Source organism: Microbacterium pollutisoli (assembly GCF_053586795.1).
The window spans coordinates 1-12,730 of the sequence record NZ_JBNYWT010000002.1 but is presented as its reverse complement, the minus strand read 5'-3'; the positions used below and the strand labels follow the sequence as shown (position 1 = coordinate 12,730).

General features: G+C 69.8%; 10 protein-coding genes. 6 read left to right on the top strand and 4 right to left on the bottom strand.

The genetic code is table 11. The features are described 5' to 3' along the window. The first annotated feature begins 28 nt into the window (after positions 1–28). Entirely contained in the window at positions 29–373 is a 345-nt protein-coding gene (locus ACQ143_RS04885; RefSeq protein WP_449569604.1) for a DUF6804 family protein, read from the top strand. Positions 374–379: 6 nt separating this feature from the next. Here ACQ143_RS04885 and ACQ143_RS04880 read toward each other — a convergent pair whose 3' ends face one another. From ACQ143_RS04880 to ACQ143_RS04870, 3 genes are all read right to left on the bottom strand, one after another. Beyond that, entirely contained in the window at positions 380–736 is a 357-nt protein-coding gene (locus tag ACQ143_RS04880) for a hypothetical protein (RefSeq protein ID WP_449569603.1), read from the bottom strand. 419 nt (positions 737–1,155) lie between these two features. Continuing rightward, positions 1,156–1,854, bottom strand: a complete 699-nt coding sequence (locus tag ACQ143_RS04875) for a GTP pyrophosphokinase (RefSeq protein ID WP_449569602.1) — start codon at positions 1,852–1,854, stop codon at positions 1,156–1,158. A gap of 57 nt (positions 1,855–1,911) precedes the next feature. Beyond that, positions 1,912–3,015: a fatty acid desaturase family protein gene (locus ACQ143_RS04870; RefSeq protein ID WP_449570126.1), complete on the bottom strand. Its 1,104-nt coding sequence runs from the start codon at positions 3,013–3,015 to the stop codon at positions 1,912–1,914. A 338-nt stretch (positions 3,016–3,353) separates the two neighbouring features. Between ACQ143_RS04870 and ACQ143_RS04865 the strand changes: the two genes are divergently transcribed. The 5 genes from ACQ143_RS04865 to ACQ143_RS04845 are packed head-to-tail and all read left to right on the top strand — an operon-like array spanning position 3,354 to position 10,055. Beyond that, positions 3,354–5,000: an ABC transporter substrate-binding protein gene (locus ACQ143_RS04865; protein ID WP_449569601.1), complete on the top strand. Its 1,647-nt coding sequence runs from the start codon at positions 3,354–3,356 to the stop codon at positions 4,998–5,000. A 16-nt stretch (positions 5,001–5,016) separates the two neighbouring features. Then, positions 5,017–6,003, top strand: coding sequence for an ABC transporter permease (locus tag ACQ143_RS04860; protein ID WP_449569600.1), 987 nt, complete (start codon positions 5,017–5,019; stop codon positions 6,001–6,003). Continuing rightward, entirely contained in the window at positions 6,000–6,908 is a 909-nt protein-coding gene (locus ACQ143_RS04855) for an ABC transporter permease (protein WP_449569599.1), read from the top strand. The genes ACQ143_RS04860 and ACQ143_RS04855 overlap by 4 nt, the downstream gene beginning before the upstream one ends. 2 nt (positions 6,909–6,910) lie before the next feature. After that, a complete protein-coding gene (locus ACQ143_RS04850) occupies positions 6,911–8,620 on the top strand; it encodes a dipeptide ABC transporter ATP-binding protein (protein ID WP_449569598.1) in 1,710 nt (569 codons plus the stop codon). A 1-nt stretch (position 8,621) separates the two neighbouring features. After that, positions 8,622–10,055: an NtaA/DmoA family FMN-dependent monooxygenase gene (locus ACQ143_RS04845; protein ID WP_449569597.1), complete on the top strand. Its 1,434-nt coding sequence runs from the start codon at positions 8,622–8,624 to the stop codon at positions 10,053–10,055. Between the two features lie 280 nt (positions 10,056–10,335). On the opposite strand, the gene ACQ143_RS04840 is transcribed toward ACQ143_RS04845, so the two are convergent. Next, entirely contained in the window at positions 10,336–12,366 is a 2,031-nt protein-coding gene (locus tag ACQ143_RS04840) for a cell wall-binding repeat-containing protein (protein WP_449569596.1), read from the bottom strand. Positions 12,367–12,730 lie beyond the last annotated feature (364 nt).

Genomic DNA, 12,730 nt, shown 5'->3' with positions numbered 1-12,730 from the left:
CGGTCGCGGCATCCGCGAGACTGGAGTCATGAGTTCCTCGCGACAGCAGCCCGCTCCGTTCCAGCGGAATGCGCTGGCCCCCGGTCTTCTCGCAGCGATCGCACTGTTCCTGTCGCCACTGTTCGCCGACGGGGTCGGCGCGACCGTGATCCGGTTCGTGGTGGCGATCCTGGCGCTCATCGTCGCGTGGTTCGCCCTGCAGGCGGGTCAGTGGTGGTGGACGGTCGTGTTCGTCGCCGTCGCGATCGTGTGGAACCCGGTGTACCCGTTCGACTTCTCCGGGCCGTGGTGGACCGCGGCCCAGATCGCCGCCGCGGTGGCGTTCATCGCCGCGGGCGCCCTGATCAAGAACGAGCGGCAAGAGCCCCGGTAGCGACGCTCATCTCTTCCCTTCCCCGTCGATCAGTTCGAGCAGCTTGCGCAGCTCGTTGCGGATCTCGGTGTGGCCGTACTGTCCAGCGCGACTCTCTCCTGAGATGACCCCGGAGCGTCGAACCTTGCGGAAGTCGCCGAACGGGAACGAGTAGGCCTGCTTCGTCTCGCGGTTCTCGGACTTGTCGATGCCGAGGTGCCAGTGGGAGAACTCGGTCCAGCCGTGCTCTTCGATGAAACTGTTCTCCTCGTCGGGCGTCGGCGCGGCCTCCGACCAGTCGTCGCGTTCGTCGCGCACGACCTTGCCGTCACGCACGAGCGAGCGCGCGTTCTCCAGGGCAGGACGGTTCAGTTCGATAGCCATACCGCGAGGCTAGACACCGGTGGAGCGGCAGGGGAGGCGGTTGACTCGGTCGCGGATCGGCGTACAGTTCGCGGTCGCGGATGCGTCTGCCCGGACGCGACGGCGCCCGGTAACCAGCATCCTTCACTCGCGCTGATCGCGCGACGCCCGGGTTTCGGCTCGGGCGCCGCTTCGCGTTGCACGGCCGTGCGGCCCTCGGCCACCTTTGTTCCCGACCCTCGCCGGAAATTGGCGCCAATGTTTAGCGCCAACTCGTCGCCGGCCCCCCTTGTCCCCGGCCCCCGCCCCGAAGTTGGCCCTTATGTGGGGTATCAGCACCTCATAAGCCCCTTTAGCGCCAACTTGCGCGGGCGAGCCCGCTCGCGGGGGGCGCCACCTCCGCGCGGCCACACCCGCGCGGCCACACCCGCGGCGCGGCCTCACACGGCGGTCAGGCGCGTGCTCGGCGCGGGGTGCAGCTGGCCGTGCAGTCGCGCCATGCGGGCATCGAGCTCGGCGGCCGAGTCCGCGGCATCCTTCAACTCGGCCAGCAGCCCCTCGGGCACGGCGCCGTCGTACTTGTAGTAGATCTTGTGCTCGAGGCTGGCCCAGAAGTCCATCGCGATCGTGCGGAACTGCACTTCGACGGTGACGTCGACGCGGCCCGACGAGAGGAACACCGGCACCCGCACGATCGCGTGCAGGCTCTGGTAGCCGTTGGGCTTGGGCTCTGCGATGTAGTCCTTGACCTGCACGACGGTGATGTCGTCCTGCTGGGTCAGCAGATCGAACAGCCGGTACACGTCGGTCGCGAAGCTGCACGTCACGCGCACGCCGGCGATGTCGGTGATGTGCTCGCGGATCGACGCGAAGTCGGCCGGGATGCCCTTGCGGACCACCTTGTCGACGAGGCTGTCGGCGGACTTCACCCGGCCCGAGACGTGCTCGATGGGGTTGTAGTCGTGCACGAGCTGGAACTCGTCGCGCAGGATCCCGAGCTTGGTCTCGACCTCGCGGAGTCCGAACCGGTACCGCATCAGGAACCGCTGGAACTCGTCGCGCATCGCGCGCAGCTGCTCGGGGGAGAACGTCTCCAGCCCCATGTCGGTGACGACGGAGACAGCCCGCGAAGCGTCCATGCCCCGACGCTATCCACGCGGGTTAGGTGGATGCTGGGAGCCGGCGCCGTCGAGCACTCAGACGCGGCGGTACTGACCGACCATCGGGCAGTCGAAGGGGTCTCGTGCGGCGAGGCCGACGCGGTTGAGGTAGTCGACCACGATCGCGTACGACCGCCACAGGCTCGTCTCGGTGTACGGCACGTCGAGGCTGGCGCAGTAGTCGCGGACGATCTCGCGGGCCTTGGCCAGGTGCGGGCGGGCCATGCTCGGGAACAGGTGGTGCTCGACCTGGTAGTTGAGGCCGCCCATGAGCCACGTGGCCCACCAGCCGCCGCGGATGTTGCGCGAGGTGCGCACCTGCTTGGTGAAGAAGTCGAGCCGGGCGTCGGGCGCGATGATGGGCATGCCCTTGTGATTCGGCGCGAACGACGCGCCCATGTACACACCGAACACGGCCAGCTGCACGCCGAGGAACGCGAATGCCATGCCCAGCGGCAGCAGCAGGAACACCGGCACGATGACCACGGCCAGGCGCGCCACGATCATCGCGAGCTCGGCCCAGCGGCCCTTGACCCCCGGCGTCGTGACGAGGTACTTGATGCCGAGGAAGTGCAGGTTCAGCCCCTCGAGCGTCAGCAGCGGGAAGAACAGCCAGCCCTGCCGCTGCGTGATCCAGCGCTGCAGGCCACGCGCCTTCGCGGCGTCCTCGTCGAGGAACGAGATCGTGTCGATCTCGATGTCGGGGTCCTTGCCGACGCGGTTCGGGTTGGCGTGGTGGCGTGAGTGCTTGGCATCCCACCACGAGTAGCTCATCCCGACGACCGCGGAGCCGAGGATCCGGGCGAGCCGGTCGTTGCCCGGTCCCGTCTTCAGGATCTGGCGGTGCGCCGCTTCGTGCGCCAGGAAGGCTGCCTGGGTGAACAGGATGCCGAGGGCTCCGGCGATCAGCAGCTGGAACCAGCTGTCGCCCAGCAGGATGAACCCGGCGACGCAGCCCCCGATGCCGAGTGCGATCGCGGTGCCGACGAGGGCGTAGAACCACGGCGTCCGTGCCAGCAGCCCGGTCTCCTTCGCGACATTCGAGACCTGGGTGTAGGCGCGGCCGATGGCGGGGAACGACGAGGCGTAGGTCTGCCGGATCGGACCGAGCGTCGAGGCGGGGGCGGTGATGGTGCTGATGGCGGTCTCCTCAGGTCGTCAGAACGACCCGAGAGCCACACTGGATGGTGACGGTCAGCGCCGACCGCCGTATTCGCGACTCTACGCAGGGGTGGATGCCGCGCGCGGCATACCTCCGGGTGGCTCCGCCACGGCCCGCACCCCGGCGGCTTGGTCACGCTCGCACCCGGCGGCTCCGTCCCGGCATACCCCGCCGGCTCCGCCGCGACCCACCGCGGCCGTCGATGACGGCATGTGACGGCGCGTTACCGGGGGAGTCGTCACGCGACAACCGCCCGCGCGCACGGCGCGGCCGCGGTGTCAGGCTGACCGGGTCCATCCCTGACGAGAGGCCCGATATGACTGCCCGTACCGCCCTGAGAACCGTCCCGCTGGTCGCCGCCTGCGCTGCGGCGATGCTCATGGTGAGCGGCTGCGCGGCCTCCGGCCCGGCGGTGCCCGCGGGGAATGCGCAGCCGGTGGAGGGCGGCACGATCGTGTACGCCCACCAGCAGGAGCCCGACTGCATCTACGGCGGGTGGATCGAGCAGGCCTACATCTCCTACCAGGTGCTCGACAGCCTCTTCTCGCTCGACGAGAACGGCCAGCCGGTGCCGTGGCTGGCCGAGTCGTGGCAGGTGTCCGAGGACCGGCTGACCTACACGATCACGCTCAAGGAGGGCATCGAGTTCACGGACGGCACGCCCGTCGACGCCGAGGCGATCGCCTACAACTTCGACTACTGGGCAGCCGGCGGCAACGGCACGGCGGCGGTCTGGCTCGGTGGCTACTACGAGTCGGCGACCGCGATCGACGAGCACACCGTCGAGGTCACCCTGTCGCGCCCCTACCTCGACTTCATCGTCAACCTCACGCAGGGATACTTCGGCATCCAATCGCCGCAGGCGCTGCAGACCCGCACCGACGAGGAGAACTGCGCCGCCCCGATCGGGTCCGGTGCGTTCGTCGTCGAGGAGTGGAACCGCGGACAGAACGTGATCCTTGCCCGCAACGACGACTACCGGTCGTGGCCGGCCAATGCGCTGCACACCGGGCCCGCCCACGTCGAGAAGGTCGACTGGCGCTTCGTGTCCGAGCCGATCACCCGGGTCGCTGCGCTGCAGTCGGGGGAGGCGGACGCGATCTACGACATCCCCGCCGTGGAATGGGCCGGGCTCGATGCGGCCGGCTACACCCTCGAGAAGTACGTCACCGGCGGGCGTCCGCAGCAGATCTCGTTCACGACGTCGCGCGGTGTGTTCGCCGACGAGAACGTGCGCAAGGCCTTCATCTACGCCCTCGACCGCCGGGCGGCCGTCGAGACGATCGGGCAGGGCGTGATCCCCTACGAGGGCAATGGCGCGGTCAGCCAGACCACCCCGGGCTACAGCCAGAAGGCCGCCGACTGGTACGACTACGACCCGGATGAAGCGGCCCGGCTGCTCGACGCGGCCGGATGGACCTCCCGCGACGCCGACGGCTACCGCGTCAAGGACGGCCAGACCCTCGAGGTGGTGCTGCCCTACGCCGCCGGGCGCATCATCAACGGCGACGGCGGCGCGATCCTGCAGACGCTGCAGCAGCAGGCGAAGCAGGCCGGCTTCAAGGTCGACCTCGTGCCGGTCTCGCCCTCCGAGTCGGCCGCCGGCGCCTACTCCACGGCCGAGGAACGCGATCTGTCAGTCGGGTACTGGACGTCGATCTCGGGAGGCATCCTCTACATCAACTGGCGGCCGAGCACCGAGGACAACCCGAACCACTCCAACGCCGCCTTCTACGACAGCGCCGAGCTGGAAGCGCTGATCCTGCAGGGCAACTCCGCGCCCGACGCAGCGGCCCAGCATGCCGCCTACGCGCAGGCGCAGGAGTACATCGCCGAGCATGCGCTGTCGTTCGGGGTCTACGACCGCCTCAGCACACTGGCAGTTTCGCCCCGCTTGAAGGGCGTCTGGCAGGAGCACGCGCAGGGAGGGCCGACGTTCTATGACGCGTACTTCGTCGAGTGAGGTCGCGGCGCCGGTCGTGACCGCTGACGCCCGCACCCCTGCGCCCACGGGGTCGCGCGTCACGGCGGGCCTCGGTCGCCTGCTCTCGCAGGTCGCCGGCGGTGTGGTCGTGCTGTGGGGCACCGCCACGGTCGCCTTCCTCGCCCAGCTCGCGCTGCCGGGCGACCGCGCCACCGCCATCCTGAACATCCGCACCGGTCAGATCCAGGCGCGCACGCCCGAGGAGCTCGCGCCCGTCAACGCACAGTTCGGGCTCGACGCCCCTGTGGTCGCGCAGTACCTCGACTACCTGGCCGGACTGCTCCGCGGCGACCTCGGCACCTCCTACACCGAGTTCCGCCCGGTGTGGGAGGTCATCGGCGACCAGCTGGGGGCCACCCTCGTGCTCGCCGTGGCCGCCATCGCGCTGTCGTGGGTGCTCATGATCGTCTGGGTGACCCTCACCGCCGGACGCGGCCCGCGGGTGCGTGCGCTCGGTTCGGCGCTCGACACCGTCACGGCCGCCCTGCCGCAGTACTGGCTGGGCATCCTCCTGCTGATCGCGTTCGCCTTCCAGCTGCGCTGGTTCCCGGTGATGGGTGGCACGGGGCCGAGCGCGCTGGTGCTGCCCGCACTCACCCTCGCCCTGCCGCTCGCCGGCTTCATGGGACAGGCCGTGCGCACGGAGTTCGAGCGCACGCTCGAGCAGCCGTTCGTCCTGAGCGCGCGCATGCGGGGCATGGGCGATGTGCAGATCCGGCTGCGGCACGTGCTGCGGCACGCGTCGATCCCCGCCGTCACCCTCACCGGCTGGGCCCTGGGCGCGACGGTCTCCGGCGCCGTCATCGTCGAGTCCGTCTTCTCCCGGCCCGGTATCGGCAAGACCCTCGTGGATGCCGTGAGCTCCCACGACCTTCCCGTCGTCACAGGCGTCGTCGTCCTCATCGCCTTCGCCTACGTCGTCGTGAACCTGCTCGTCGACGTCGGGTACACCCTCATCGACCCGAGAGTGAAGATCTCATGACCCTGACACCCCTCGATCCGACCGTGTCGGGTGAACAGCCGCTATCCGTGGAGTCCGCGGCATCCACCCCCGCCGCCCGCCGCTGGGCCCAGCGTCTGCACCCGCACCGGGCGCCGAGCGTCGTGGCCTCGGTGTTCGTACTGCTGGTGCTGGCGCTGGCCGCCCTCGCACCGGCGACGCTGGCCACCCATGACCCGTTCGTCGTCGACCTGACCGCCGGTCTGCAGCCGCCGTCGGCCGCACACTGGTTCGGCACCGACGAGGCCGGCCGCGACCTGTACAGCCGGGTCGTGCACGGCACCGGCCTGTCGCTCGCGATCGGCTTGGGCGCGGCGGCCCTGTCGCTGACCCTCGCGGTCCTGCTGGGATCCCTGGCATCCCTCGCCGACCGGGTCACGGTCACCATCGTGAACCGGTTCATCGAGGTGCTGTTCGCCTTCCCCATGCTGCTGCTGTCGCTGCTCGTGGTCGCGATCCTCGGGCCGGGCGTCGCCACGAGCGTGCTCGCCGTCGGGCTCGGCACCGCGCCCGGATATGCCCGCATGGTGCGCGGTCAGATCCTCGCGGCGCGGGGTGCCGGCTACGTGGAGGCGGCCACCGCTCTCGGGCACGGCCGAGGGCGGGTCATCCGGCAGCACATCCTGCCCAACGCGCTGCGGCCGCTGATCGCGCTGTTCACCATGTCCGTCGGCCAGTCGATCGTGTGGGCCTCGGGCCTGTCCTTCCTGGGGCTCGGCGTCGCGCCGCCGTCGCCCGAGTGGGGTGCGCTGCTCGACGCCGGGCGGCCGTACGTCGTGCAGGCGCCGTGGCTCACCTTCATCCCCGGGCTCGTGATCCTCGCCCTGGCCCTGTCGGCCACCGTGCTCGGCAAGCACATCCAGACGCGACTCGAGAGCGGAGACTGACGATGACACTCGTGACCGAGCGGCCCCAGGCCGCACCGCAGAGCGTGGACGCCGCCGTGCGGCTGCATGTCGAGAACCTCACGGTGGGGTTCCGCCGCGGGCGCACCGTGCGTCCCATCGTCGACGGCGTCTCGTTCACGCTGCCGGCCGGCCGCTGCGTCGCGATCGTCGGCGAGTCGGGGTCGGGCAAGAGCGTCACCGCCCGCACGATCGCCGGGCTCACCGGCGACGGCGCCGTGGTCACCGCCGACGCACTGCGGCTGGGGACCGATGACCTGACCGCGCAAACCGCGCGCTCGTGGCGTGGCATCCGCGGACGCCGCATCGGGTTCATCCAGCAGGACGCCCTCGTCTCGCTCGACCCGCTGCGCCGCGTGGGTGCCGAGATCGAGGAAGCGCTGCGGCTGCACGGCTGGCGCGACCGCGCGGCCCGGCGTCGCAAGACGATCGACCTGCTCGCCGGCGTCGGCGTGCCCGAGCCGGAGGTGCGCGCCCGTCAGCGCGCCGGCGAGCTGTCGGGCGGGCTGCGGCAGCGCGCGCTCATCGCCTCGGCTGTGGCCTGCGACCCCGAGGTCGTGATCGCCGACGAGCCGACCACCGCCTTGGACGTCACCGTGCAGGCACAGGTCCTCGCGCTGCTGGGCGACCTCAAGCGGCGTGGCACCGCGATCGTGCTCATCAGCCATGACCTCGCCGTCGTGGCACAGCTGGCCGATGAGATCCTCGTCATGCAGGGCGGCGTCGTCGTCGAACAGGGTCCGGCCGCGACGGTCCTGACCGCGCCGTCGCACCCGTACACCCAGGCGCTCATCAGCGCCGTGCCCGGCAGTCACACGCGCGGCGAGCGACTCGCACCGCTGGCGGTGGCGCCGTCGGTTCCCGTGCGCGGCGGGGGCGAGACCGCCCGCTCCGTCACCACGCCGACCACACCTGTACTGGTCGCACGCGACCTGATCAAGGACTTCACGGGCCCCGACGGCCGCGCCCGCCGCGCGGTCGACCGCGTCTCGTTCGAGCTGCGCCGCGGCGAGACACTCGGCATCGTCGGCGAGTCCGGCTCGGGCAAGAGCACCACCGCGCGGCTCGCGCTGGCCCTCGAGCATGTGGATGCCGGTGAGGTCACGCTGCTCGGCCACCCCTGGTCGGCCGCCTCCGACCGGCAGCGCCGTGCCCTGCGCTCGCGCATCTCCGTGGTCTACCAGGACCCGCTGAGCTCGTTCGACCCGCGGTGGACGACCGAACGCATCCTGCTGGACGCGATCCCGGCCGACGCCGGCCTGTCGCGGAGCGCGCGGGAACGCCGCGTGCGCGAGTTGCTGGCCCAGGTCGCGCTGCCGGCCGACCTGCTCGGCCGGCTGCCGCTGCGCCTGTCGGGCGGGCAGCGTCAGCGCATCGCGATCGCGCGGGCACTGGCATCCACCCCGGAGATCGTGGTGCTCGATGAGGCGGTCTCGGCCCTCGACGTGTCGGTGCAGGCCCGCATCCTCGATCTGCTGGTCGACCTGCAGGACGCGCACGGGCTGAGCTACCTGTTCATCTCGCATGACCTCGGTGTCATCCACCACATGAGCGACCGCGTGCTGGTCATGAAGGACGGGGCCGTCGTCGAGGCCGGCGCTTCCGACGACGTGTTCCTGCGCCCGCAGCATCCCTACACCCGCGAACTCGTCGCCTCGCTGGCGACGCTCGAGACCCACCCGAACGGAGCATGACATGACCGAGATCCGCCCCCTGCACCTGAACGCGTTCGTGATGAACACGAACTCCCACATCCAGCACGGCCACTGGCGCCGCCCCGACGCGCGCCAGGTCGACTTCGAAGACGTGAATCTGTGGATCGACCTGGCGCGCACCCTCGAGGAGGCGAAGTTCGACGCCATGTTCTTCGCCGACGTCACGGGGCACTACGGCGACGCCGAGGCCGACATCGACGTGTACGCGCGGCACGGGCTGCAGATCCCCAGCAACGACCCGACGGTGCTGCTGGGCGCGCTCGCGGTCACCACGACCGACATCGGGCTCGCACTGACCTCGAACGTGGCGCAGAACCACCCGTTCAACTTCGCCCGCCAGGTCTCGACGCTCGACCACATCTCGCGCGGCCGCATCGCCTGGAACATCGTGACCGGTACGCAGGACAACGGCGCCCGCAACTTCGGTCTGCCGCAGCTGACCGACCACGCGGAGCGGTACCGGTGGGCGCAGGAGTACGTCGACGTCGTCTACAAGCTGTGGGAGGGGTCGTGGGACGACGGCGCAGTCCTGAAGGACAAGGAGAACGGCGTCTACGCCGACGTGTCGAAGATCCACAAGATCTTCCACGAGTCGGAGCGGTACCGCGTCGAGGGGCCGCACCTGCCGGCACCGTCGCCGCAGCGCACGCCGCTGCTGTTCCAGGCCGGGTCGTCGGGGTCGGGGCGCCGGTTCGCCGCCGCGAACGCCGAAGCGACGTTCATCATCGCCCCCACCCCCGAGGTCGCGAAGTGGCAGATCGACGAGACGCGCCGCCTGGCCGTCGAATACGGCCGCGAGCCCGGCGACATCAAGTTCTTCCAGGGGCTGAGCTTCGTGATCGGCGACACCGCGATCGAGGCGGCGGAGAAGGCCGAGGAGTTTGACCGCTGGTCGAGCGCCGAGGGGTTCCTCGCGCACAGCGCGCTGGTCGACAAGACCGGCCGCGTATACCCGCCCGACACGCCGCTGAAGGACATCGACACCAACACGGCCAAGGGGTTCCAGGAGGTCATCGGCAAGGCGATCACCGACCGGGAGCCGGTCGTCGCCGACGTCGCCGGCCGACTCACCCGCAGCAACCGCATCGTGGGCACGCCCGAGCAGATCGTCGACCAGATCCAGCAGTGGCAGGATGCCGGTGTCGACGGCCTGAACATCATCAACTGGGTGCTGCCCGGGTCCTTCGAGGAGTTCGCCGAGAAGATCGTGCCCGTGCTGCAGGACCGCGGCCTTGCGCAGACCGCCTACGCTCCCGGACCGCTGCGGCAGAAGCTGTTCGGCGCCCCGCTCCTGAACGACCGGCATCCGGCCGCCCGCTACCGCGGCGCGTTCGACGTCGAGGCGAAGACCTGGGCCGAGGCCGACGCGCTCAAGGCCGAGGGCCGGCTGCCCGCCGCCGTGCCGGCGCTGTAGGCGGAGCGCCCGGCGCGCTGGGTGCTGGGCGCGGCGCGCTGCATGCTGGGTGCTGTTGTGGTCGGGTGCTCAGCCCGCCGCAAGTTGGCGCGAATGTGGGGTATCCAGCATCCATTCCCCATATTCGCGCCAAGTTGGCGAGGCGGGCGTGGAGCAGTCTGCTTCAAGTTGGCGTGAATGTGGGGTATTCAGCATCCATTCCCCACACACGCGCCAAGTCAGGGAAGCGCGCGAGGCGTCAGGTGGGGCGGTGCAAGGGCGCGTCACCCCACCCGCGACGTCAGACCTTCGAGGCGCGGTAGCCGGCGGCGCGGGCCGCGGACTCCGTGCGGAAGCAGTCCTCGGGCACGGTGCGGTCGTAATAGCGACCGCTCGGCAGGTGGTAGATCATCGAGTTCGCGTTGCCCTTGATGGGCGCCCACGACGGACAGGTCTTCGACGTCGGGCTCGTACGCGTCGGATAGCCGACTTGCGCGGTGGCGGCCGAAGTGCGGGAGACGGTCGTGTATCCGGACTTGCGGCCGGTGACCTTGATGCTGATCTTCTTACCTGCCTGCGCCGTGCCGAGCTTCAGTGATGTCCCGGTGGCGCCGGCGATCGCCGCACGGCCCGCATACCACTGATACGAGAACGACGTCCCCGATGTCCACGCGCCCGTGCGCGCGGTGAGGGTGCTGCCCACCTTCGCCGTTCCCGACACGGTCGGGGCCGCGGAGGCGAGACACCCGATGTTCTTCGCGGCGGCATCGCTGACCACGCTCGTGCCGCCGAGTACCAGAGTCTTCGAGGCGCCGAACTCTGCGATGTCGGGCCGTACCGAGTCGGGGACGCACGTCGGGGCGGTGACGTACAGCGGTGCGCCGACGGTGCCGGCCAGCGCCGCACCGGCGAGAGCGTCGGGGAAATTGAGCGCAGTGGCAAGGAACGCGGTGTCGGACGAGCCGGTCGGGAAGAACCGCGCGTTGATCAGAGCGGCCGTCTCGTAGCGGTCGGCGCCGCCCGAACGCGTCACGCTGTACGAGCGTGCGAGCTGGTTCTGGATGCCGGCGGAGACAGCGCCGGTGCCGCCGGCGATCACGATATCGGTCACGCCGAGCCGCCGGAGCGAGTTCAGCACTCCCGTGGGGACGCTCGAGCGCGCGCCGTCGACGAGGATCACCGGGGCGTCGAGTGCACCGGCAGCACCGGTGGCGGCGAGGGCGTCGGGGAAGGACCTACCTGTCGCGATGAAGGCCGTTCCGGCCGAGGTGAACAGGGAATCGACGATATGAAGACCCGTCGTGTAGCGGTCGAGCTTGCCGAGGCGGGTCGTCGGCGCGATCCTGCTGAGGGCGCCGGCCACCTTCGCCGACACGACGCCGGTGCCGCCGAGAACGTAGATCTTCGCGGGACGCAGGCGTTTGATCTCGCTGGCGACGGACTCGGGGAGCGCCGCCGTGGGGGTCAGCAGCAACGGGCCGCCGACCAGGGCCGCGGCAGCGGCGGCAGACAGCGCGTCAGGGAAGTTCGCGCCGGTGGCCACGAAGACGGCGGGTACGTTCGGCGCGTATTGGCGGGCGACCTGGATGGCCGTCGCGTACCGGTCGCTGCCGGCGAGTCGCGTGATGCCTGCCGCAGGCGTGGTGACGGTGGGGGTCGTCGGAAGCGCGGAGTGGTTCAGAGCCACCGTCGACAGTGACACCGGCGTGGCGCCGCAGTCGCCGCTCAATTCGTTTGTGAGTGCGGCGAGCTCCGCCGGGTCGACGGCGAGTGACCACCGGTACTTCACGAGCGCCCAGCTCGTCGCATACTCGCAGCGGTACGCCGAGTTGGTCGGCATCCACTCGGCCGGGTCCTTGTCGGCCTTGGACTGGTTAGATGCCGACGAAGTCGCGTTCAGCACATACGGATACGCCAGGTCATTGGCGAAGTCGCGGCGCTGCGCATCCGTCCACGCCGACGCGCCAGATCGCCACGCCTCCGCGAGGGCGACATGGTGATCGATCTCGACCTGGGTCGGCGAGTTGGCGACGGCGCCGTCAAGGGCCGACACCCAGGTGCCACCGCTCAGCGAGCAACCGCCGCTGATGGTCACCGGGCTGGTCGACTCCTCGATGAGCACTTCGTAGCGCGTGTTGCAGCCGTCCCGATCCGCATCGATCCAGTGCTCGAAACGGCTGCGATCGTACTTGGGCGTGGTCGTCTCGGCGGCGACCCGCAGCAGGCCCGGGAGATCGGACGCGAGTGTCGGTGCCGCAGAAGCCGACGGCGCGACAGCCAGCAGCGACACGATCAGAGAGAGTCCGGCCGCCATGGACAGGCGCGCACGCATCGTCATAATTCCCCCAGAAGTGGTCATGCCGACATCCCCACGTCGGATGCTGAGCACTCTACCCCTTACATGAGAGATCTCTCATGTTTTCGGGGTTGTGAGAGTGAGGCGAGCGCTTGTCTCCTTCAAGTTGCGCGAATGGGGGGTATCGGGCATCCATTCCCAACCGACGCGCCAATTTGATGACACGGGCGAGGGGCAGCCTTGCTTCAAGTTGGCGCGAATGTGGGGTACCCGGCAGGCGGTCTCAAGTGGTCAGTGCAACACGCGCTATGTGTGAGTTCAGTGTTTCAGATGGGGTGTGGAAGCCGAGGACGGCGCGGGGGCGGATGTTGAGGAGACGCTGGGTTTCGGCGAGGTCGGC

Coding starts and splice junctions, on each gene's coding strand:
- ACQ143_RS04865 (WP_449569601.1), top strand. CDS start 3,354: ATGACTGCCCGTACCGCCCTGAGAACCGTCCCGCTGGTCGCCGCCTGC.
- ACQ143_RS04840 (WP_449569596.1), bottom strand. CDS start 12,366: ATGCGTGCGCGCCTGTCCATGGCGGCCGGACTCTCTCTGATCGTGTCG.
- ACQ143_RS04885 (WP_449569604.1), top strand. CDS start 29: ATGAGTTCCTCGCGACAGCAGCCCGCTCCGTTCCAGCGGAATGCGCTG.
- ACQ143_RS04845 (WP_449569597.1), top strand. CDS start 8,622: ATGACCGAGATCCGCCCCCTGCACCTGAACGCGTTCGTGATGAACACG.
- ACQ143_RS04855 (WP_449569599.1), top strand. CDS start 6,000: ATGACCCTGACACCCCTCGATCCGACCGTGTCGGGTGAACAGCCGCTA.
- ACQ143_RS04880 (WP_449569603.1), bottom strand. CDS start 736: ATGGCTATCGAACTGAACCGTCCTGCCCTGGAGAACGCGCGCTCGCTC.
- ACQ143_RS04850 (WP_449569598.1), top strand. CDS start 6,911: ATGACACTCGTGACCGAGCGGCCCCAGGCCGCACCGCAGAGCGTGGAC.
- ACQ143_RS04875 (WP_449569602.1), bottom strand. CDS start 1,854: ATGGACGCTTCGCGGGCTGTCTCCGTCGTCACCGACATGGGGCTGGAG.